Source organism: Janthinobacterium sp. GW822-FHT07H11 (assembly GCF_058798615.1).
In genome coordinates, this window is record NZ_CM179507.1 from 5742946 (window position 1) to 5762243 (window position 19298).

General features: G+C 63.9%; 23 protein-coding genes. 7 read left to right on the forward strand and 16 right to left on the reverse strand.

Annotation, left to right across the window (positions count from 1 at the left end; genetic code table 11):
- Positions 1–94: 94 nt before the first annotated feature.
- The 7 genes from AC3RCJ_RS25330 to AC3RCJ_RS25360 all read right to left on the reverse strand — a co-directional run bounded on the left by AC3RCJ_RS25330 (position 95) and on the right by AC3RCJ_RS25360 (position 7160).
- On the reverse strand, positions 95–1381 hold the full coding sequence (locus AC3RCJ_RS25330; RefSeq protein WP_070290424.1) for an MFS transporter: 1287 nt from the start codon (positions 1379–1381) through the stop codon (positions 95–97).
- Between the two features lie 595 nt (positions 1382–1976).
- A complete protein-coding gene (locus AC3RCJ_RS25335; RefSeq protein ID WP_492957032.1) occupies positions 1977–2300 on the reverse strand; it encodes a thioredoxin family protein in 324 nt (107 codons plus the stop codon).
- 18 nt (positions 2301–2318) lie between these two features.
- Positions 2319–3014: a fumarylacetoacetate hydrolase family protein gene (locus tag AC3RCJ_RS25340; protein ID WP_492957033.1), complete on the reverse strand. Its 696-nt coding sequence runs from the start codon at positions 3012–3014 to the stop codon at positions 2319–2321.
- A 77-nt stretch (positions 3015–3091) separates the two neighbouring features.
- Entirely contained in the window at positions 3092–4387 is a 1296-nt protein-coding gene (locus AC3RCJ_RS25345) for an MFS family transporter (RefSeq protein WP_492957034.1), read from the reverse strand.
- A 151-nt stretch (positions 4388–4538) separates the two neighbouring features.
- Positions 4539–5741, reverse strand: a complete 1203-nt coding sequence (gene pcaF / locus AC3RCJ_RS25350) for a 3-oxoadipyl-CoA thiolase (protein ID WP_492957035.1) — start codon at positions 5739–5741, stop codon at positions 4539–4541.
- A 67-nt stretch (positions 5742–5808) separates the two neighbouring features.
- Complete coding sequence (locus AC3RCJ_RS25355) at positions 5809–6450, reverse strand: 3-oxoacid CoA-transferase subunit B (protein WP_492957036.1); 642 nt, start codon at positions 6448–6450, stop codon at positions 5809–5811.
- Positions 6451–6461: 11 nt separating this feature from the next.
- On the reverse strand, positions 6462–7160 hold the full coding sequence (locus AC3RCJ_RS25360; protein ID WP_034746807.1) for a 3-oxoacid CoA-transferase subunit A: 699 nt from the start codon (positions 7158–7160) through the stop codon (positions 6462–6464).
- A gap of 165 nt (positions 7161–7325) precedes the next feature.
- On the opposite strand from AC3RCJ_RS25360, the gene AC3RCJ_RS25365 reads away from it, so the two are divergent.
- On the forward strand, positions 7326–8153 hold the full coding sequence (locus tag AC3RCJ_RS25365; protein ID WP_492957037.1) for an IclR family transcriptional regulator domain-containing protein: 828 nt from the start codon (positions 7326–7328) through the stop codon (positions 8151–8153).
- A gap of 17 nt (positions 8154–8170) precedes the next feature.
- On the opposite strand, the gene AC3RCJ_RS25370 is transcribed toward AC3RCJ_RS25365, so the two are convergent.
- From AC3RCJ_RS25370 to AC3RCJ_RS25385, 4 genes are read right to left on the reverse strand one after another with little or no spacing between them, the layout of a single operon-like run.
- On the reverse strand, positions 8171–9028 hold the full coding sequence (locus AC3RCJ_RS25370; protein WP_492957038.1) for a ChaN family lipoprotein: 858 nt from the start codon (positions 9026–9028) through the stop codon (positions 8171–8173).
- A 43-nt stretch (positions 9029–9071) separates the two neighbouring features.
- Positions 9072–9500: a DUF6691 family protein gene (locus AC3RCJ_RS25375; RefSeq protein WP_492957039.1), complete on the reverse strand. Its 429-nt coding sequence runs from the start codon at positions 9498–9500 to the stop codon at positions 9072–9074.
- A complete protein-coding gene (locus tag AC3RCJ_RS25380) occupies positions 9497–9934 on the reverse strand; it encodes a YeeE/YedE family protein (protein WP_492957040.1) in 438 nt (145 codons plus the stop codon). The genes AC3RCJ_RS25375 and AC3RCJ_RS25380 overlap by 4 nt, the downstream gene beginning before the upstream one ends.
- An 8-nt stretch (positions 9935–9942) precedes the next feature.
- Positions 9943–10290, reverse strand: a complete 348-nt coding sequence (locus AC3RCJ_RS25385) for an ArsR/SmtB family transcription factor (protein ID WP_492957284.1) — start codon at positions 10288–10290, stop codon at positions 9943–9945.
- Between the two features lie 340 nt (positions 10291–10630).
- Here AC3RCJ_RS25385 and AC3RCJ_RS25390 point away from each other — a divergent pair, with 340 nt between their 5' ends.
- Positions 10631–11041 (forward strand): hypothetical protein, encoded by a 411-nt coding sequence (locus AC3RCJ_RS25390; RefSeq protein WP_492957041.1) that lies wholly within the window; start codon positions 10631–10633, stop codon positions 11039–11041.
- A 69-nt stretch (positions 11042–11110) separates the two neighbouring features.
- On the opposite strand, the gene AC3RCJ_RS25395 is transcribed toward AC3RCJ_RS25390, so the two are convergent.
- Genes AC3RCJ_RS25395 through AC3RCJ_RS25410 form a run of 4 tightly spaced genes read right to left on the reverse strand, consistent with a single transcriptional unit; the run spans position 11111 to position 13873 of the window.
- Entirely contained in the window at positions 11111–11290 is a 180-nt protein-coding gene (locus AC3RCJ_RS25395) for a hypothetical protein (protein ID WP_492957042.1), read from the reverse strand.
- On the reverse strand, positions 11287–11691 hold the full coding sequence (locus AC3RCJ_RS25400; protein ID WP_492965257.1) for a DUF3224 domain-containing protein: 405 nt from the start codon (positions 11689–11691) through the stop codon (positions 11287–11289). Before AC3RCJ_RS25400 ends, AC3RCJ_RS25395 begins: the two co-directional genes overlap by 4 nt.
- 23 nt (positions 11692–11714) lie before the next feature.
- Positions 11715–12281 (reverse strand): DUF1697 domain-containing protein, encoded by a 567-nt coding sequence (locus AC3RCJ_RS25405; protein WP_492957044.1) that lies wholly within the window; start codon positions 12279–12281, stop codon positions 11715–11717.
- A 14-nt stretch (positions 12282–12295) separates the two neighbouring features.
- On the reverse strand, positions 12296–13873 hold the full coding sequence (locus tag AC3RCJ_RS25410) for a sensor histidine kinase (RefSeq protein ID WP_492957045.1): 1578 nt from the start codon (positions 13871–13873) through the stop codon (positions 12296–12298).
- Between the two features lie 208 nt (positions 13874–14081).
- Here AC3RCJ_RS25410 and AC3RCJ_RS25415 point away from each other — a divergent pair, with 208 nt between their 5' ends.
- Positions 14082–14420 (forward strand): hypothetical protein, encoded by a 339-nt coding sequence (locus AC3RCJ_RS25415; protein WP_492957046.1) that lies wholly within the window; start codon positions 14082–14084, stop codon positions 14418–14420.
- Entirely contained in the window at positions 14417–15262 is an 846-nt protein-coding gene (locus AC3RCJ_RS25420; protein ID WP_492957047.1) for an HDOD domain-containing protein, read from the forward strand. The genes AC3RCJ_RS25415 and AC3RCJ_RS25420 overlap by 4 nt, the downstream gene beginning before the upstream one ends.
- A 139-nt stretch (positions 15263–15401) precedes the next feature.
- On the opposite strand, the gene AC3RCJ_RS25425 is transcribed toward AC3RCJ_RS25420, so the two are convergent.
- A complete protein-coding gene (locus AC3RCJ_RS25425) occupies positions 15402–15728 on the reverse strand; it encodes a hypothetical protein (RefSeq protein ID WP_034746769.1) in 327 nt (108 codons plus the stop codon).
- Between the two features lie 685 nt (positions 15729–16413).
- Here AC3RCJ_RS25425 and miaB point away from each other — a divergent pair.
- The 3 genes from miaB to ybeY are packed head-to-tail and all read left to right on the forward strand — an operon-like array spanning position 16414 to position 19296.
- Positions 16414–17781 carry a tRNA (N6-isopentenyl adenosine(37)-C2)-methylthiotransferase MiaB gene (gene miaB, locus AC3RCJ_RS25430; protein ID WP_492957048.1) on the forward strand — a complete coding sequence of 456 codons (1368 nt, stop codon included), beginning with the start codon at positions 16414–16416 and terminating at the stop codon, positions 17779–17781.
- Positions 17778–18842, forward strand: a complete 1065-nt coding sequence (locus AC3RCJ_RS25435) for a PhoH family protein (RefSeq protein ID WP_492957049.1) — start codon at positions 17778–17780, stop codon at positions 18840–18842. Before miaB ends, AC3RCJ_RS25435 begins: the two co-directional genes overlap by 4 nt.
- The gene (gene ybeY, locus AC3RCJ_RS25440; protein WP_492957050.1) at positions 18826–19296 is read left to right on the forward strand and encodes an rRNA maturation RNase YbeY; all 471 of its coding nucleotides are present in this window, start codon (positions 18826–18828) and stop codon (positions 19294–19296) included. The genes AC3RCJ_RS25435 and ybeY overlap by 17 nt, the downstream gene beginning before the upstream one ends.
- Positions 19297–19298 lie beyond the last annotated feature (2 nt).

The window sequence follows — 19298 nt, forward strand, 5'->3', positions numbered from 1 at the left end:
CGGCAGGCGTGCGGCGTGGCGTTTTACCGACAAAAAAAGCCGCCAGCTGTGCGTACAGCTGGCGGCTTTCGGGTGCTCCAGGATCAGGGGCGTGTTACTGCCACGCTTCCTTGCCCGCGCGCGGCTTGCCCACCATCAGCAAGGCGCCCAGGGTCAGCACGGCCGCCAGCGACAGGTAATAGCCGACGTACTGCAAGCCGTAGTTGGTGGCCAGCCAGGTGGCGATGTACGGCGCCAGCGAGGCGCCCAGGATGCCCGCCAGGTTGAACGTCAGCGAGGCGCCCGTGTAGCGCACTTCGGGCGGGAACAGCTCGGACAGCATCGTGCCCAGCGGTCCGTAGGTCATGCCCATCAAGCCCAGGCCGACGGCCATGAAGACGGTCACTTCCCACGTCACGCCCGAGCCGAACATCGGTGCGAGCACCAGGCCGAAGATGGCGATGGCGACGGAGACCCAGATCAGGGTGGCGCGGCGGCCGCGGCGGTCGGCCAGCACGGCCGAGAATGGAATCGTCAGGGCGAAGAACAGCACGGCAAACAGTTGCACGACGAGGAATTCCTTGCGCGTGAAGCCCAGCTTGGTCGTCCCCCAGCTCAATGCGAACACCGTCATCAGATAGAACAGCACGAAGGTGGCCAGGGCGATGATGGTGCCCAGGAACAACATGCGACCATGCTGGCGGAACACGGTGGCCACGGGCAGCTTGACGACTTCGTTCTTGTCGATGACTTTCTGGAAGTCCGGTGTTTCCGTGATCTTCAGGCGCACGTACAGGCCGACGATGACCAGCAGCGCGCTGGCGAGGAAGGGGATGCGCCAGCCGTAGCTGAAGAATTGCTCATCGGTCATGGTTTCGCTGAGCAGCAGGAAGATGCCGCCCGACAGGAAGAAGCCGATCGGCGCGCCCAGCTGCGGGAACATGCCGTACCAGGCGCGCTTGCCCGGTGGCGCGTTCTCGGTTGCCAGCAGCACCGCGCCGCCCCACTCGCCGCCCAGGCCCAGGCCCTGGCCGAAACGGCACAGCGCCAGCAGCAGCGGCGCCAGGGTGCCGATGGCGGCATACGTCGGCAGCAAGCCGATGATGACGGTGGAGATACCCATGGTCAGCAAGGCCGCCACCAGGGTGGCCTTGCGGCCGATGCGGTCGCCGAAGTGGCCAAACACGGCCGAACCGATGGGGCGGGCGAAGAAGGCGATGGCGAACGTGGCCAGCGACTGCAGCACGGCGGCCGACGGGTCGCCGGCGGGGAAGAACAGTTTCGGGAACACCAGCACGGCGGCGGTGGCGTAGATATAAAAGTCAAAGAACTCGATGGTGGTGCCGATCAGGCTGGCGAACAGCACCGTGCCGGGGGAATTTTTCTTGGGGGGGGTGCTCATTTACTGCGCTCCTTGGGGAGGGTGTCTAAAGGCCATTCTCTGGATGTTTTTTCAGGCAGCAGCACAGCACGTTGTCTAGGCGCGCGGTTCACCTATCATAGCTGTGCGCGGACGTATTTGCTGCGCATTTGCTATTAAATTCGCAAACAAATTCCACGCCGCAACACGCCGTTGTTAACGGCAGACAACGGTGTACCAACGCGCGCCATCGCGCCGTGATCAGTGCTGATTTAGAGAAACAACGGTCGTGCGCCATCCGGTTACCCGGGGCACGGCAGGAAAGGCGTCAGGGGATGGGCGACGTGTATCAGGCCCGGCGTATCGCCAGGCATTCCGTACCAGACCCGCGCGTCGGCATCGCGGCATCGGTCATTTGTGGTGAATCCTTGCCTGCGGCCCCTCCGGGTGGAGCGGGCCGGCGATGATCGCGCTGCATCCCGAGGGATGCGGTTGATCTTGCTGTAAGCGGCTTATGATACGCGCAGTGCTGCGGTGCGGCAAGAAGTTGTGATGGAGCATGTCCGGTGGTGTCGGCTTACGCTGCGCTAAGCCGACCTACGCCGACCTACGCCGGCCTGCGCCGGCCTGCGCCGACCTATGCATCGATCAATGCAAAAGTCTGCTCGATCTCGCGGCTGTCGAGCGGGCGCACGAGGCGCGCCACTTCCTGGCCATCCTTGAGGAAAATCAAGGTCGGCCACAGCTTGACGCGGAACGAGCGCCCCAGCGCGCGGCCGGGGCCGTCTTCCACGCGCAGATGCGGCACCCCGGGGTGCTGCGCCAACGCGGCGGCCAGCGGCGCGTCGGTGGCGCGGCAGTGGCCGCACCAGCCCGTGCCGAATTCCAGCAGGGCCGGCCCCTTCAAGCCGTCGATCTCGGCGCGCGCCGGTTGCGCTACGCAATATGTGTCGCTCATCATGCCGCTCTCCTTGTCCGCTCAGACCACTTGCACGCGCAGTTCGCCCAGGCCATCGATGGCGCCCAGCAGTTCGTCGCCGCGCTGCACGGCCGCCACGCCGGCCGGCGTGCCCGTGTAGATCAGGTCGCCCGGCTGCAGGGTGAAATAGGTCGACAGGTCGGCGATGGTTTCGGCCACGTTCCAGATCAACAGTTCGATAGTGCTGCTTTGACGCAGATCACCATTGACGCGCAGGGTGATGGCAGCATGGCTGATATCGCCCGCCTGCGCGGCCGGCGTGATGGGGCCGATGGGCGCCGAGTGCTCGAAGGCCTTGCCCGTCTCCCACGGACGGCCCAGTTTTTTCGCTGCGCCCTGCACGTCGCGGCGCGTCATGTCCAGGCCGATCGCATAACCCCACACGTGGCTCAGCGCATCGGCCACGCCGATATCGCTGCCGCCCTTGCCGATGGCCACCACCAGCTCCATCTCATGCTGGAAATCCTGCGTCTGCGCCGGATACGGCAGCTCGCCCGTCGTGCCGGCTGGCACGGGCAGCACGGCGTCGGCCGGCTTCATGAAGAAGAATGGCGCTTCGCGGCCCGTATGGCCCATTTCCTTGGCGTGATCGACGTAGTTGCGGCCCACGCAATAGATGCGGTGAACAGGGAAAGTATCGACGCTGCCGGTGACGGGAACGCTGGGCTGGATGGCTGCGGGAATAACATACGACATGACAACTCCTGATCGGCACGATAAAAAGGCGGCGATGAAAAAGGGACACCGCAGTGTCCCCCCATTTTACGACAACGTTACTTCAGCAGTCCCGAGCGGCTCGGGTCCGGCATGCGGATGGCGACGATGAAGGAAATCAGGCACATGATGGAAACGTACCAATAGAAATACTCTTCCACGTGCCAGGCCTTGAATTGCAGCGCCACGTATTCGGCCGAGCCGCCGAAGACGGCATTGGCCACGGCATACGACAGGCCCACGCCCAGCGCGCGCACTTCGACGGGGAACATTTCCGCCTTGATCAGGCCGCTGATCGAGGTATAAAAACTGATCACGGCCAGCGCGATGACGATCAGGCCAAACGCCGCATACGGGCTGCTGACGTCCTTCAAGGCATGCATGATCGGCAGCACGCACAGGGTGGCCAGGCCGCCGAAGAACAGCATCGAGGTGCGGCGGCCGATGCGGTCGGACAGAGCGCCGAACACGGGCTGCAGCACCATGTAGACAAGCAAGGCGCAGGTCATGACGGCGCTGGCCGTCTTGGTATCCATGCCGGCCGTATTGACCAGGTATTTCTGCATGTAGGTGGTGAACGTGTAGAACACGAGCGAGCCGCCGGCCGTAAAGCCCAGCACGGTAATAAATGCGCGCTTGTGCTTGAGCAAGCCGCGCAGGCTGCCCGCATCCTTGTCCTTGCGCTCGCTGGCGGTGGTCGTTTCCGTCAGGGATTTACGCAGGTTCAGCGACACCAGGGCCGCCAGCGCGCCGCAGACGAAGGGGATGCGCCAGCCCCAGGCGCGCAGTTCCTCCAGGGTCAGGAGTTGCTGCAAGACCACCAGCACCAGCAGCGCCAGCAACTGGCCGCCGATCAGGGTCACGTACTGGAACGAGGCAAAAAAGCCGCGCTTGCCCGATTCCGACACTTCGCTCATGTAGGTGGCGCTGGTGCCGTATTCGCCGCCCACGGACAGGCCCTGGAACAGCCGCGCCACCAGCAGCAGGAAGGGTGCGAAGGCGCCGATCGTTTCATAGGTAGGCAGCACGGCAATCATCAAGGAGCCGCCGCACATCATCAGCACGGAAATCATCATCGACTGGCGGCGGCCGTATTTGTCGGCGATGCGGCCGAACAGCCAGCCGCCCACGGGGCGCATCAGGAAGCCGGCGGCAAAGATGCCGGCCGTCTGCAGCAGCTGCGTGGTGGGGTTACCGGAAGGGAAGAAGGCGTGCGAGAAGTACAGCGCGCAGAAGGAGTAAATGTAGAAGTCGAACCATTCGACCAGGTTACCGGAAGAGGCGCCAATGATGGCCTTGATGCGCTGCTGGGAAGTCAGCTGCGCAACGTCATGCGGAGTATCGTGGGATGTCATATCAATCTTCTTGTTCGTGAAAAAGCCAACGCCAGCCGGGTTGCCCGGGCTGGTTTTGCATCATACGCCCTTGATCAGGGTCAAAAAGCCGGCCGGCATACGGGTTAATACGTATCGCCGGCAACTATTTTTCGCCCTCGGCCGCGTGGAATCAGACCCGTTCCAGCACCAGCGCGATGCCCTGGCCTACGCCGATGCACATGGTACAGAGCGCATAGCGCCCGCCCGTGCGGTGCAGCTGGTTGACGGCCGTCATGGCCAGGCGCGCGCCGGAGGCGCCCAGCGGGTGCCCGAGGGCGATGGCGCCGCCGTTCGGGTTCACGCGCGCATCGTCGTCGGGCACACCCAGCTGGCGCAGCACGGCCAGGCCCTGGGCGGCAAATGCTTCGTTCAATTCGATGACGTCGAAGTCGGCCAGGCTCAAGCCCGTCATGGCCAGCACTTTCAGGGTGGCGGGCGCGGGGCCGATGCCCATGATGCGCGGCGCCACGCCGGCCGTCGCCATGGCCACGACGCGGGCGCGCGGCGTCAAGCCAAAGCGGGCCGCGTTCGCCTCGTCGGCCAGCAGCAGGGCCGCCGCGCCATCGTTGACGCCGGATGCGTTGCCGGCCGTAATCGTGCCATCGGCGCGCACGACGGGTTTCAGTTTGGCCAGGGTATCGAGGGTGGTGGCGCGCGGATGCTCGTCGCGGCTGACCACGATGGGCTCGCCCTTCTTCTGTGCGATGCTGACGGGACAGATTTCGCTGTCGAACACGCCCGCCTGCTGCGCCGCCAGCGCCTTGACCTGGCTGGCCAGCGCGAACGCATCCTGGTCCGCGCGGCTGATGCCGAAGTCGCTGGCCACGTTTTCCGCCGTTTCCGGCATCGAATCGACGCCATACCGCGCCTTCATCAGCGGGTTGATGAAGCGCCAGCCGATGGTCGTGTCTTCCATTTTCATGCCGCGCGAAAAGGCACTGTCGGCCTTGCCCATGACAAACGGTGCGCGGCTCATGCTTTCCACGCCGCCGGCGATCAGCAAGCCCGCTTCGCCGCTCTTGATGAAGCGCGCAGCGCTGCCGATGGCGTCCAGGCCCGAGCCGCACAGGCGGTTCAGGGTGGCGCCCGGCACGCTGTCGGGCAATCCCGCCAGCAAGGCGGCCATGCGCGCCACGTTGCGGTTGTCCTCGCCCGCCTGGTTGGCGCAGCCGTACAGCACGTCCGTAACAAAAGTCCAGTCCACGTTCGGGTTGCGCGCCATCAAGGCGCGGATGGGCACGGCGCCCAGGTCGTCGGCGCGCACGCCGGACAGGCCGCCGCCGTAGCGGCCGAATGGGGTGCGCTGGGCATCGCAGATAAACGCTGCAGTCATATTATTTTCCTCCAAGAAATGTAGGTCGGGTTAGTGCGCAAGCACGTCAGCCGACATTGCTGGCTTGCTAACGTCCGTCCAGCAGTGAAACCGGCGTCAACGCTTGCAACTGTTCAAAACGCAAGCCATCGACCAGTTCGACGACGGTGGCGCCGCGTGGCCCCAGGTCGAGCACGGCCAGGTCGCTGTAAATGCGGCTCACGCAGGCTATGCCCGTCAGCGGATAGGAACACGCCTGCACCAGCTTGCTTTCACCGCCCTTGGTCAGCAATTCCATCATGACCCAGGTTTTTTTCGCGCCGATGGCCAGGTCCATGGCCCCGCCCACGGCGGGGATGGCGTCCGGCGCGCCCGTGTGCCAGTTGGCCAGGTCGCCGGTGCTTGAGACCTGAAACGCGCCCAGCACGCAGATGTCCAGGTGGCCGCCGCGCATCATGGCAAAGCTGTCGGCATGGTGAAAATAGCTGCCGCCGGCCAGCAGGGTGACGGGCTGCTTGCCCGCGTTGATCAGGTCGTAGTCTTCCTCGCCCGGCGCGGGGGCGGGGCCCATGCCGATCACGCCGTTTTCGCTGTGCAGGATGATCTCCGCGCCGGCCGGCAAGTGATTCGCCACCAGGGTCGGCAAGCCGATGCCCAGGTTCACGACAGCGCCTTCATGGATGTCGGCCGCCACCTTGGCCGCCATCTGGTCTCGATTCCATTTGTTCATGTTGATTTTCCTCAGGCTGCTTTGAAGCCGGCGGGGCCGGTGGCCGTGCGCGGCACTTGCACGATGCGCTGCACGAACAGGCCCGGCGTGATGACGTGTTCGGGGTCGATGCTGCCCAAGTCAAGCACCTCGTGCACGGAAGCAATGCTGACTTTCGCGGCCATGGCCATGATGGGGCCGAAGTTGCGCGCCGTCTTGCGGTAGGTCAGGTTGCCCCAGCGGTCGCCCTGCTCCGCCTTGATCAGGGCGAAATCGGCGTGAATGGGCGACTCGAACACATACATGCGCCCGTCGATTTCGCGCGTTTCCTTGCCCTTGGCCAGGTCCGTGCCATAGCCCGTGGGCGTGAAGAAGCCGCCGATGCCGGCGCCGGCGGCGCGGATGCGCTCGGCCAGGTTGCCCTGCGGCACCAGTTCCAATTCCAGCTTGCCCGCACGGTACAGCGCGTCGAAGACGTGGGAATCGGCCTGGCGCGGGAATGAGCAGATGATCTTGCGCACCTGCCCGTTTTTCAGCAGGGCGGCCAGACCCGTGTCGCCATTGCCCGCATTGTTGTTGACGATGACGAGGTCGCGCGCGCCCTGGGCGATCAGGCCGTCGATCAGCTCGGCCGGCTGGCCCGCGCCGCCGAAGCCGCCAATCATGACGGTGGCGCCATCGTGGATATCGGCCAGCGCATCAAGCACGCTGGAACGCAGTTTGTCGATCATTGCGGTCTCCTCCCAATCAAACTCATCAGCTATTTGTTCGTATATAGAACAAATATTCGTATTTAGAACTTATTCGTGAGAATATGCCTGATCGGTGCGCTTGTCAATTTGCCGTTTTCGCCACTGCCATGGCTATAATTGCCACCTTGATCCATTGGAATTGCCATGACCGAACCCCGCAGCACGCCGCTTTCCGCCGCAGACACCGTCGATGCCGATGCCGCGCCGCGTCCCGGCGACAGCTATGTACAATCGTTCGCGCGGGGCCTGGCCGTGTTGCGCAGCTTTGGCGCGCAGGCGCCGCAACAGACCCTGAGCGAAGTGGCGGAGCGGGCGCAGCTGACGCGCGCCGGCGCGCGGCGCATCCTGCACACCCTGCTGCATCTCGGTTACGTGGAAGCGGATGGACGGCTGTTCCGTCTGACGCCCAAGGTGCTCGACCTCGGCTACGCGTATTTGTCGTCACTGCCCGTGTGGACGCAGGCGCAGCCGCTGCTGGAAGAATTGATGCAGACCTTGCGCCAGTCGTGCTCGGCCACCGTGCTCGACGGCGACGACATCGTCTACGTCGTGCGCCTGTCCGCGCACCGCACCATGTCGATCAACCTGGGCATCGGCAGCCGATTGCCCGCCTACTGCACCTCGATGGGCAGGGTGCTGCTGTCGGGCCTGGCGCCCGAGGCGCTGCGCGAACGGCTGTCGAAGATGGCGCTGCTGAAGATCACGCCGGCGACCAAGGTCGACATCGACGTCTTGATGGAAGAGATAGCGCAAGTGCGGCGCCAGGGCTGGTGCCTGGTGCAGGAAGAGCTGGAACAGGGCTTGATCGCCCTGGCCGCGCCCGTGTTCGACCGGGCGGGCAAGGTGGTGGCGGCGATCAATGTCAGCGGCCAGACGGCGGGGCCGTCCGTGGCGCACCTGCTGGAACACAGCCTGCCGAAACTGCTCGACACGGCCAGCCGGGTCAGCGCCCTGGTGCGGGTGCAGCAGTAGAGATTATTTCTTGAACTTTATTTTTTAAACTTCGCGCACAGGTCCGGGCGCGGCTGCGCGGGCATCGTTTGCGTCAGGTCAAACGTGCCCTGGTAGCCGGTGCTACCCTGCTCCAGGTAGCCGATGCTGCGCAGGTTCAGTTGCGGGTCGGCCAGCTTCAGCCAGCGCGGCACGCCAATATCCTTGCGCACATGGTCATTGCCGGCGATCAGCACCACGTCGCGCGGTGCCTGGTCGCGGATCAGCTTGGCCATCCAGATATCGCGCGCCACCTGGGCGTTGACGACACCGGTCATCATCATGTCGGGCAGCATATTGCAGCGGGCCGCCTGGACTTCCTTCTGCTGCCCTTCCAGAATGTCGGCCGGCACGGGCGCGGCCAGGTAAGTGGCCACCATGGCGCGCGGCATGGACCACTGGATGCCGTCGCGCGCGATGCGCGAGGCGTCGGCCGGCGACAGGTTGCCGGCCACCAGGGGCAGCTGGTAGCTGATCACCAGGTCCAGCACGGGCCGGTACAAGCTCCAGTCCCAGCGCGGCTGTTCCATCACGCGGATGATGCAGTCGGGGTCGGCGCATTCGCGCGCGGCGCGCGTCAGCAGGGCCTGGTTTTCGCGGTCGAACTGCTCCATGACGATCACGGGACGCCAGCCGGCCGCCAGGCGGCGCTGCAATTCCGCGACGCGCAGGCGGTGGCCTTGCGCATTGTCATGCACTTCGCCCAGCAGCAGCACTTGCGGATTGGGCAAGGTGTCAGCCACGGGCGCGGCCACGGGCGGCGCTTCCTTCTTCAGCAAGCCGCCGCAGGCGGCCAGCGCCAGCACGCTGCACAGCAAGGCGGCGCGCGCACTGCGTCGTTGAATCACGGTCTTCATGGTAGTGGGCATCCTGATTGACAATGCGCCAGATTGTACCGTCTCAGGCCGAGGCCGGCGCCTTGCTTCGCTCCAGCACTTCAAAGACGGCCATGCCTGCCAGCATGGCGAGCACAAAAATCCACGCCTTCGGCTGGCCCGCCAGCAGGGACACGAGGGCGGGGCCGGGACAGAAACCGGCAATGCCCCAGCCCGCGCCGAAGGCCAGGCTGCCCAGCAGCAGGCGCCGGTCGATGCGGCGCGACGCCGGCAATTGCATGGGCTCGCCCAGCAGCGCCGTGCTGCGCCGGCCCGCCAGCCAGAACGCGGGCATGGCGACGGCGATGGCGCCGCCCATCACCAGCGCCAGCGACGGGTCCCAGGCGCCGGCCAGGTCGAGGAAACCGAGCACCTTGGCCGGGTTGCTCATGCCGGAAACGATCAGGCCCAGGCCAAAGACGAGGCCGCTCAACAGGGCAAACAGGATCTTCATGGCCAAGTCGCCAGGTGGCGCAGCAGATATACAGTCAAAAAGCCGGCCGCCATGAAGGCGATGGTAGCCGCCAGCGAACGGGGGGAGCGCCGCGACAGCCCGCATACGCCGTGGCCGCTGGTACAGCCGGCACCATAGCGCACGCCCACGCCGACCAGCAGGCCGGCCACGATCAGGGCGGGCATGCCGGCCTCGATCTGCACCTCCGGCAAGGCGTGGAACAGCCGCACCAGCACGGGCGTGCCGAGCAGGCCCGCCAGGAAGGCGAGGCGCCAGCCCGTGTCGCCGCCGCGGGGACGCAGCAGGCCGCCGAGGATGCCGCTGATGCCGGCGATGCGGCCGTTGAGCAGGATCAGCATAGCGGCGGCCAGGCCGATCAGCAAGCCGCCAGCCAGCGCAGCCCACGGCGTAAAGTGCTGCCAGGCGATGTGCATGGCCAGCCTCAGTCGGCGTCGTCGTTGAACAAGGGCCGTGGCGCGCAAAACTGCGCATACAGCACTTGCAGCACGGCCAGCACTTGCGCGCTGGCGACGCGGTAATAAATCTGCTTGCCATCGCGCCGCGTGGCCACCAGCATTTCCTCGCGCAGCACGCCCAGCTGCTGCGACAAGGTAGGCTGGCCGATGCCCACTTTCTGTTCCAGGTCGCTCACGCAATGTTCGCCCTGCGACAGCTGACACAGCAGCATCAGGCGGTCGGCATTGCCCATGGCCTTGAGCAGCGAACTGGCCTTGTAGGCCGCTCCGCGCATGGCGTCGAGATCGAACTGCGTTGGTGTTACCGTATCCATCATGCCCTCCCACAGGCGCTCTGTCATCGTTAAAGAATCGCTACATGAAACAATATACTAATCGATATATTGTTTTCCTGCCGGCGATTCGCACAAAAAAACAACAGGGCTTTTTCACTGATAGCGTCCTCATGCAGGGGAAGCGGCAACGATAGCGCCAGCACTATCAAAATGACAAATATTCGTAATTATTAGCAAATATACATACCAAAAATGCCATGGATTGTGCTGTAATAAAGGCTCATCAGAAAAACCATGATCCACCTCATTTCAGGTGGATTGTCCGCCCAGGCGTGAGCTGGCATCAGCTGCGCCGCACGGTCAACCCAGGGAGACGAAGATGAAGATTCTTCAGTCGGCATGCATGGCCATGCTGGCGCTGTCGGCCAATGCGTGGGCTACTGCGGTAGTCACCGACCCGGCGGCAGGCACGACGCGCGAATTGCGCGACAGTGTCGCGATCGATGAAAGCATCAACCTCAATAACAATCCCGGCTGGGAAACGCCGGACTTGCCGTATGCGCGCCTGCTCGCCAGCAGCAGCGCCTTGAATGCGGCCCCCCACTGGAGCAGCGCCGTTGCGCGCCATGGCGCGCTGGCGCCGGCCAGGACGGCCAGCGCCTCGACGGCACAGCAGCCGGCCGTGCTGGCGCCCGTCCCGGAAGCGAGCATGTACTCGATGCTATTGGTGGGACTGGGCTTGCTGGCCTTCAGCGTGCATGGCGAAAAACAGGAAAAATTCGATGGCTGAACAAAGCCGGGCAGGCTGGCCGGCATGGATGAAGAAAATTCCGCCTCGCGCGGAATTTTTTTTGCTTGCCTACTTATCCATCAGGCGGCACACCCGCTCGATATTGCCCACCGGGATGCGCGCCTTCAGCGCGCGCGCGATGCAGGCAGCCTTGTCGGGACCGGATGCGGAAATGAGCACGAAAGCCGTCGCCACCACGCTGAGGGAGACCAGCAGGATCAGGATGCCCTTGACGATATCCCAGTTCATTGCGTTTCGGAAAAATCATACGTGAAGTCATACACATGCCGGCCTTCCTCGAGGCGGATGACCAGGCTGCCGCGCAAGCCTTGCAGCTGATCGCTGCCCGTATCGGGCACCACCGTCACCGACAGGGTCGGTGTGCCGCGCATCATGCTGCCGCTGTGCTGCAGGTAGAAACTGCCGTGGCGCCCCTCCAGCGTGCCCTCGACGCGCTCCAGCGCCACATAGCCGGCCGAACCGGCCACGCCGGCCCGCGCGCTGAGCATCTCGCCCACACCGCTGGCGTCGAGCGCGCCATGGTAGCGCTTGTCCAGCGACATGCGCGCCAGCCCGGACGACTGCGCCGTGGCCGACAAGGCTTCGGGGCTGATCCTGACATCGAATTGACCTGTAATCCGGGGCATCATTTTTCCTTGTGCGTATGGATGATTCATGTACCTGCCGCGTCCGCTCCGTTCAGCAGCAGCTGCAATTTTCCCATGGTGGCCCAGTTGCGCGACGTTACGCCATCGCCCAGCAGGACGCCAAGCGCCGCCAGTACCTTGCTGGCCAGTACGCCATCGGGACACCAGGCGTAGGCGGCCCACTTGCCGGCAGCCAACACTTCCGGTTGCCATGACTGCCGCAGCAGGGGAGCGATGCGCTGGACGTCGGCGGGATTATTGATCACCAACACCAGCAGGCGCGCCGCATCGGGTACCGGCAGCAGCGTATTTTCACTCATGAGTTCAGCAAACTGACTGGCCGACAGCACCGTCACCCGCGCCGCCACGCCCAGCTTGAGCACCAGCGCTTCCTCGATGCGGGCGGCGGACTCGGCCGGTTGCACGGCGCCCGCGTCGAAAATCACGTTGCCGCTGTTGAGCACCGTGCGCACCTGCGTAAAGCCCAGGTCGCCCAGCAGCTTGCGCAAGTCCGCCATGGCCACGCGCTTGGCGCGACCGACATTGATGCCACGCAAGAGTGCCACCTGCTGTCCGCTTTGCAATATTGCCATGTGTTTCTCCTTCCCTATGCCTGCCCGCCGGGCGTGCCAGCTGCGCCTTCGGGCAAGGGCGTCACGCGGGGCAGGCGCAGCAGGAACGTCGCGCCCTGGCCCAGCGTGCTTGTGACCGTGATGGTGCCGCCAAACTGCTTGGCAATCAAGTTAAACACGATATTGAGTCCCAATCCCGTGCCGCCCTGTCCCCGCCGCGTGGTGACGAAGGGGTCGAACACGCGGTCGAGCATGTCCGGCGCGATGCCATGGCCATTGTCGCGCACCTGCATTTCTATCCAGTCGTGGTCGCAGCGCACCGCGATATGGATGCTGCCCTCGGTATCGGCATCGAACGCATGCTCGACGCAGTTGAGCACCAGGTTGGTCAAGACCTGCGCCAGCGCCCCAGGATAGCTGTCGAGCATGATGTCTGGCGGACAATCGATGACGATCCCGATGCGCGTCTTTTTCAGGGTCGGCTGCAGGCTCGATACGACCTCGCCGATATAGTCGCGCAATTCGAACAAACGGCGCGCCTCGCTGACCTGGTCGACGGCGATCTGCTTGAAACTGTGGATCAGGTGCGCGGCGCGGTAGGCATTGTTCATGATCAGGCGCGCGCTTTCGCTGGCCGTTTCCAGATAGCGCATGATATCGGTCTTTTTCACGGCGCCGGCAGTGACGGCCGCGCTGATCGCCTCGGTCGCCTCCTTCAGCACCGAGGCGCTGGTCAGCGCGATGCCGACGGGCGTATTGATTTCATGGGCCACGCCGGCCACCAGGCTGCCCAGCGAGGCCAGCCGCTCCGATTGCAGCAGCGACTCTTGCGCGCGGCGCAGCTCATCCATCGCCTGCGCCGTTTCCTGCTGCGAACGACGCGCCATGTCTTCCGCCTTGCGGCTGCCTTCGATGATGGACTTGAGCTTGCGCTGCACGGCATTGAAGCCGCGGATCACGTCGCCCAGTTCGTCGCGCCGGTTTTCCGGCAACTCTTCCACCTGGTCGCTGCCGCGCGTGGCCAGGTCGAACAGGCCGTCGCGCAGCTGTTTCAGGGGATCGAAGACGATGCGCAGGCTCAGCGCCAGCGCGCCCACGAGGATGATATCGAGCAGCAACACTTCCACCACCTTGCGCCGCACTTCGCTGCGCAGCGCCGCGTCGATCTGATCGCGGCTGAAGTTGACGATGACCTTGCCCACGATGACAGGCTTGCTGCCGCTGGCGGCGGCCACGGCGTCGCGGAACACCAGCGGCGCTTCGACGGGCGTGCCGCCCATGGGCACATCCGCATCGAGCGCGACCAGGGTGCCGGAGGCGTCGCGCACCTCGCCCGCGAACAGGCCCACGGAGGCATCGTAGACGCGGATGCCGACCAGTTCCGGCGGCAGCATCTCGGCTGCCACGATGCTGTCGACCTTGGATTTGTCCAGGTCCCACAGGGCCGAAGGCAAGCTCGTCTGCAGGCGCGTGAGCACGCCACTGCGCAGCCGGGCGCTGCCGGACTCGAGTTCCTTACTCAGTGTATATTGGGTATAGCTGCCGGAAATCCCCAGCACCAAGGTGACGATCACGACAAAAAGCAAGGTCAGCCGGACTTGGATACTTACCATCAATCAACACCCCCGGACCCGGCCGGCCGCCGGCCCGCGGCGCGGGCGCAGATACGGCGGCAGCACATCGGCACAAGATGAAATGTACGGTATGACATGCTTATTGGCAAGATTTACAGCATCCCTGCTGCCAGCAGGGTCATTGATACAGGTTGAGACATTGCACGATGGCAATGGTAATATCCCGCAATCATCACAAGGAGTCATCATGGCGGTCACGCATCAACATATACCCTTGGAGCAGGTACGCCCCGGCATGATCCTGTCGGACGTCTTGCTCGATGCGCATGGTCAAGTTCTGCTGCCGCAAGGCGCGGTACTGACGGAAAACATGCTGGCCCTGATGCCGCGGCATGGCATCGACATGCTGCCCATCCAGGCGCCGGAAATGTCCCCCGAAGAACTGGCCGCGCAACAGGCCGCCTACCGCGAACGGCTCGATTATCTGTTCCGCAAGAATGACCCCGAAGATGCCGAAGACACGGCCACCAGTTTGCTGCGCAGCTATGTCAGCAACTACCGCCTGGGCAAGGGAGCAACAGCATGACGACCTTGCTGACCGCCGACGACATCGTCTCCCGCCTCGACGACCTGCCCTCGCTGCCGGCCGTGGTGATGGAACTGCTCAACAGCATCGACCAGGAAGACGTGGACATTTCCGTGCTGGCGAAAAAAGTGTCGTACGACCAGGCGCTGACGGCGAAGACCCTGCGCCTGGCGAACTCCTCGCAATACGGCTTGCAGGTGAAGGCCACCACCATCCAGCAGGCGATTACTTACCTGGGCTTCCAGACCACGCGCAGCCTGATCACCTCGGCCGCCATCACGGGCTGCTTTCCGGAGGGACGCTGTCCCGGCTTCGACGACAAGGCGTTCTGGCGCCACTCGGTGGCCACGGCCGCCTGCGCCAAGGTGCTGGCGCGGCAAATCCGCTTCAACCAGGACTATGCGTTCACGGCCGGCCTGCTGCACAACATCGGCCGCCTGGTGCTGGTCAGCAGTTTCCCCGAGCAATATGCACAAGTGATCGCCTGCCGCGCGCAGCAGGACTGCACCCTGCTGGAAGCGGAGCGCAGCGTGCTGGGCGTGGACCATGTGCAGGCGGCCGTGGCGCTGGCCGAGCACTGGAATTTTTCCGACACGATGCGCCTGGCGCTGGGCAACTACCTGCAGCCGGAGGCGCCGGGCGCGGGCTTCCTGGCCGCGCTGATCCACGTGGCCAATGCCATCGTCTGCGCGCTCGACCTGGCGCAGGCGGGCGACGACATGGTGCCGCGCGTGTCGCCGGTGGCGTGGCATGCGCTGGGCCTCGGCGAAGAAACGTATCTGCAGCTGTTCCGCGAAACGGAACTGCGCTACGACGAGATCACCACCGCGCTGCTGACCTGACCCTGAAACGCAAACGGCCCCCGCCCGAGAGCGAAAGCCGTTATCGGTACGACCGTCTGGTGTCCATGCTGCCCGGTCGACGCCAGCCTGCTGCCGCCGGCAAGAAGCCAGGCGGCACAGTCAACGCGCGACCGCCACATCAGTGCGCGTAATTCGATTCTTGCGCATCGCCGCGGTCTTCCGCCTTTGGACGTCCCTGGGCGTCGGACAAACGATACTTGGTACGGCGGTCGCCCATCAAGTCGCGCAGGTCGCGGATGCTCATGCCCGTCACTTCGTGCATGCGGATCAGCAATGAGGCACCGACGGGCAAACGGTGATGGCGAATCTTGCTGATGACGGGTGGCGCCACTTCCAGCAGACGCGACAGGGCTGCATCGTTTTTCAACTGCATCTTACTCAGCAGAATGTCGAGCAGGTGGTTGGGGTTGTAACTCTCTTGAGATGCTAATGCATGATGTGCCATGATTTTCCTCGTCTAGTGAATGTTGAAAATAATGCCGATACGAACTTAAGGCTGGCTTAGAGTGTTTAAATAAATCACCAATACCTCCCCTCCTATCGCGCTGCCTGCACAGGAACTCGCAGAACCACGTCCAGCCTGGAGCGCGGCCCGCCGCATGAGTAAAAGCACGTGCAATCCCTTGAAATGAATTGCATATAAAACAATATACTAGTCCAAGCAGGCAGCATCAGCGCCTCGCGCAACCTTCCCGATTGTTAAATATCAATCAAGCTGCTGGTTGGCTTTGCAACGATGCCATTTCAACACATTAGGATGCCAGCGGGCGCACACAAGGCCTTGCAGCAACTTGTTACAAATCAATGGTGACGTAGGGCAATAAATCGCGCAGGCAAGAGGTGCCGCCTGCGCCGCCGTCGCGCCAAACGCACGCCACGCGCTGGCCGGAACGGCAAGCGCGACATGGCCCGCCGCAGCGATTTACGCTAAACTATGGCCTGAACTTGCAGCGAGCCTGCCCCGAGGCGGCCAGTCCCGCCTGGCCTGTCACCCGCATGGCCCCGCGGCCTGGTGCGCGCACGCGGCTCCCGATGCCGCCGGCCCGGTCTGCGCGGCATCCAGCCCAGCCTTGTTAGCCTTGTTTTCCGCCATATTGATCGCTCCACTTACCGCTAAAGCGCCTGACTCCATGCAGAAAAAAGTATTCATTAAAACCTTCGGCTGCCAGATGAACGAGTACGACTCGGACAAGATGGCCGACGTGCTGGGCGCCTCCGACGGCCTGGTGCGCACCGACACGCCGGAAGATGCCGATGTCATCCTGCTCAACACCTGCTCCGTGCGCGAAAAGGCGCAGGAAAAAGTGTTTTCCGACCTGGGCCGTCTGCGCGAACTGAAACTGGCCAGGCCGGACCTCTTGATCGGCGTGGGCGGCTGCGTGGCCTCGCAGGAAGGCGACGCCATCGTCAAGCGCGCGCCGTATGTCGACATGGTCTTCGGCCCGCAAACCCTGCACCGCCTGCCGCAGATGATAGCCCTGCGCCGTACCAGCGGCGCCTCGCAGGTCGACATCAGCTTCCCGGAAATCGAAAAATTTGACCACCTGCCGCCGGCCAAGGTGGACGGCGCCTCGGCCTTCGTTTCCATCATGGAAGGCTGCAGCAAATATTGCAGCTACTGCGTCGTGCCCTACACGCGCGGCGAGGAAGTGTCGCGCCGCTTCGAGGACGTGCTGACGGAGGTGGCCGGACTGGCCGCCCAGGGTGTCAAGGAAATCACCCTGCTGGGACAGAACGTGAACGCCTACCGGGGCGAGATGGAAGGCGGCGACATTGCCGACTTCGCCCTGCTGCTCGAATACGTGGCCGACATTCCCGGCATCGAACGCATGCGCTTCGTCACCAGCCACCCGAAGGAATTCACGCAGCGCCTGATCGACGCCTACGCGAAGATCCCGCAGCTGGTCGACCACCTGTACCTGCCGGCGCAGCACGGTTCCGACAAGATCCTCGGCGCCATGAAGCGCGGCTACACGGGCCTCGAGTACAAGTCCATCATCCGCCGCATCCGCGCCGTGCGCCCGAACATGGCCATTTCGTCCGACTTCATCGTCGGTTTTCCCGGCGAGACGCAGGCCGATTTCGACGCCATGATGAAACTGATCGCCGACGTCGGCTTCGACAACAGCTACAGCTTCATCTTCAGCAAGCGCCCCGGCACGCCGGCCGCCAGCCTGGAAGACGACACGCCGCATGAAGTCAAGCTGGCCCGGCTGCAGCAGTTGCAGGCCGCCATCGACGCCAACACGCGCAAGTACAGCCTGGCCATGGTGGGCAGCGTGCAAACCATCCTCGTCGAAGGCCGCTCGAAGAAGGACAAGAATGATCGCGAGCTGCAAGGCCGCACGGAAAACAACCGCGTGGTCAATTTCGACGCCGGCCCGGACGGCTTGCAGCTGGTCGGCCAGCTGGTCGACGTGCGCATCACCGAGAGCCATTCCTACACCCTGCGCGGCGAGTTGGTCGCCAGCGCCCCCGCATTGAAAAGAGCCAGTTGAAAACCAAAGCCCCGATACAGCCGCACTACTTCATCCCCGAGCCGCTCGACAACACGCGCCTGGCGCATCTGTGCGGGCCGCTCGATGAAAACCTGCGCCAGATTTCCGCCGCCCTCGACGTGACGATCTTCCGCCGCGGCGAGAAATTCATCGTCGGCGGCAGCAATGCCGAGCGCGCCGTGGAAATCCTCGAGCAGTTCTACGCCATCGCCAACAAGGTCGTGCCGCTGGAAGAAGTGCAGCTGGCCCTGGTGGAACAGCGCGCGGGCCTGTCCGCCGCCTCGGAACACCATGCCACCGCGCCCATCAGCACCTTCGTCGAGCCGGACATCGCCAGCCCCGTGCTGAAAACACGGCGCAGCGACCTGCGCGGGCGCACGCCGCACCAGATCGCCTACCTGCGCGACATCCTCGAACACGACATCAGCTTCGGCGTTGGCCCGGCCGGCACCGGTAAAACCTACCTGGCCGTCGCCTGCGCCGTGGACGCGCTCGAACGCGACGCCGTCAAGCGCATCATCCTGACGCGCCCCGCCGTCGAAGCGGGCGAACGCCTGGGCTTCCTGCCGGGCGACCTGGCACAAAAGGTCGACCCCTACCTGCGTCCCCTCTACGATGCGCTGTACGATTTGCTGGGCTTTGACCGCACGCAAAAACTGTTTGAAAAACAGGTGATCGAGATCGCCCCGCTGGCCTACATGCGCGGGCGCACCTTGAACCATGCCTTCGTCATCCTCGACGAGGCGCAAAACACCACCGTCGAGCAGATGAAGATGTTTTTGACGCGCATCGGCTTTGGCAGCAAGGCCGTGGTGACGGGCGACGTGACCCAGGTCGACCTGCAAAAGAGCCAGAAAAGCGGCCTCATCGACGCCGTACAGGTACTGAAGGACGTGCGCGGCATCGGCTTCACGCAATTTAACAGCACCGACGTGGTGCGCCATCCGCTCGTCGCGCGCATCGTCGACGCCTATGAAACGGCGCAGGCGGCCGGTACCGACGCCGCCCAGCTACTCCCCCTGATCAAACCAGCAGCCGCCAAAAATGTCCGAAAAAAATAAACTGTCCTTGTCCGTGCAATACCCGGATGCCCGCCTGGCCACCCTGCTCACGCGCCCGAAAGTGCGCCGCTGGGTCAAGGCGGCCCTGTTCGCCCCGGCCGAATTCACCATCCGCTTCGTCGACGCCGAGGAAGGCCGCAGCCTGAACCGCGACTACCGCGACAAGGACTACGCCACCAACGTGCTGACCTTCGCCTACAACGAAGGCGAAGAGTTAAGCGACGACGAGCCGACGCGCGCCGACATCATCCTGTGCACGGACGTGCTGGAAAAGGAAGCGGCCGAGCAAAAGAAGAGCGTGGAAGAGCACGCGGCCCATCTGATCGTCCACGGCGTGCTGCATGCGCAGGGCTACGACCACATGGACGACGAGGAAGCGGCCGAGATGGAAGGCCTGGAAACGGCCATCCTCGCCAAACTCGGCATTGCCGACCCGTACGCGGATCCCAAATAAAC

What these genes read in the sequence shown, in the direction of transcription:
- AC3RCJ_RS25330 (WP_070290424.1), bottom strand. Translation starts at nt 1,381, where the DNA reads ATGAGCACCCCCCCCAAGAAAAATTCCCCCGGCACGGTGCTGTTCGCC.
- AC3RCJ_RS25335 (WP_492957032.1), bottom strand. Translation starts at nt 2,300, where the DNA reads ATGATGAGCGACACATATTGCGTAGCGCAACCGGCGCGCGCCGAGATC.
- AC3RCJ_RS25340 (WP_492957033.1), bottom strand. Translation starts at nt 3,014, where the DNA reads ATGTCGTATGTTATTCCCGCAGCCATCCAGCCCAGCGTTCCCGTCACC.
- AC3RCJ_RS25345 (WP_492957034.1), bottom strand. Translation starts at nt 4,387, where the DNA reads ATGACATCCCACGATACTCCGCATGACGTTGCGCAGCTGACTTCCCAG.
- pcaF (WP_492957035.1), bottom strand. Translation starts at nt 5,741, where the DNA reads ATGACTGCAGCGTTTATCTGCGATGCCCAGCGCACCCCATTCGGCCGC.
- AC3RCJ_RS25355 (WP_492957036.1), bottom strand. Translation starts at nt 6,450, where the DNA reads ATGAACAAATGGAATCGAGACCAGATGGCGGCCAAGGTGGCGGCCGAC.
- AC3RCJ_RS25360 (WP_034746807.1), bottom strand. Translation starts at nt 7,160, where the DNA reads ATGATCGACAAACTGCGTTCCAGCGTGCTTGATGCGCTGGCCGATATC.
- AC3RCJ_RS25365 (WP_492957037.1), top strand. Translation starts at nt 7,326, where the DNA reads ATGACCGAACCCCGCAGCACGCCGCTTTCCGCCGCAGACACCGTCGAT.
- AC3RCJ_RS25370 (WP_492957038.1), bottom strand. Translation starts at nt 9,028, where the DNA reads ATGAAGACCGTGATTCAACGACGCAGTGCGCGCGCCGCCTTGCTGTGC.
- AC3RCJ_RS25375 (WP_492957039.1), bottom strand. Translation starts at nt 9,500, where the DNA reads ATGAAGATCCTGTTTGCCCTGTTGAGCGGCCTCGTCTTTGGCCTGGGC.
- AC3RCJ_RS25380 (WP_492957040.1), bottom strand. Translation starts at nt 9,934, where the DNA reads ATGCACATCGCCTGGCAGCACTTTACGCCGTGGGCTGCGCTGGCTGGC.
- AC3RCJ_RS25385 (WP_492957284.1), bottom strand. Translation starts at nt 10,290, where the DNA reads ATGGATACGGTAACACCAACGCAGTTCGATCTCGACGCCATGCGCGGA.
- AC3RCJ_RS25390 (WP_492957041.1), top strand. Translation starts at nt 10,631, where the DNA reads ATGAAGATTCTTCAGTCGGCATGCATGGCCATGCTGGCGCTGTCGGCC.
- AC3RCJ_RS25395 (WP_492957042.1), bottom strand. Translation starts at nt 11,290, where the DNA reads ATGAACTGGGATATCGTCAAGGGCATCCTGATCCTGCTGGTCTCCCTC.
- AC3RCJ_RS25400 (WP_492965257.1), bottom strand. Translation starts at nt 11,691, where the DNA reads ATGATGCCCCGGATTACAGGTCAATTCGATGTCAGGATCAGCCCCGAA.
- AC3RCJ_RS25405 (WP_492957044.1), bottom strand. Translation starts at nt 12,281, where the DNA reads ATGGCAATATTGCAAAGCGGACAGCAGGTGGCACTCTTGCGTGGCATC.
- AC3RCJ_RS25410 (WP_492957045.1), bottom strand. Translation starts at nt 13,873, where the DNA reads ATGGTAAGTATCCAAGTCCGGCTGACCTTGCTTTTTGTCGTGATCGTC.
- AC3RCJ_RS25415 (WP_492957046.1), top strand. Translation starts at nt 14,082, where the DNA reads ATGGCGGTCACGCATCAACATATACCCTTGGAGCAGGTACGCCCCGGC.
- AC3RCJ_RS25420 (WP_492957047.1), top strand. Translation starts at nt 14,417, where the DNA reads ATGACGACCTTGCTGACCGCCGACGACATCGTCTCCCGCCTCGACGAC.
- AC3RCJ_RS25425 (WP_034746769.1), bottom strand. Translation starts at nt 15,728, where the DNA reads ATGGCACATCATGCATTAGCATCTCAAGAGAGTTACAACCCCAACCAC.
- miaB (WP_492957048.1), top strand. Translation starts at nt 16,414, where the DNA reads ATGCAGAAAAAAGTATTCATTAAAACCTTCGGCTGCCAGATGAACGAG.
- ybeY (WP_492957050.1), top strand. Translation starts at nt 18,826, where the DNA reads ATGTCCGAAAAAAATAAACTGTCCTTGTCCGTGCAATACCCGGATGCC.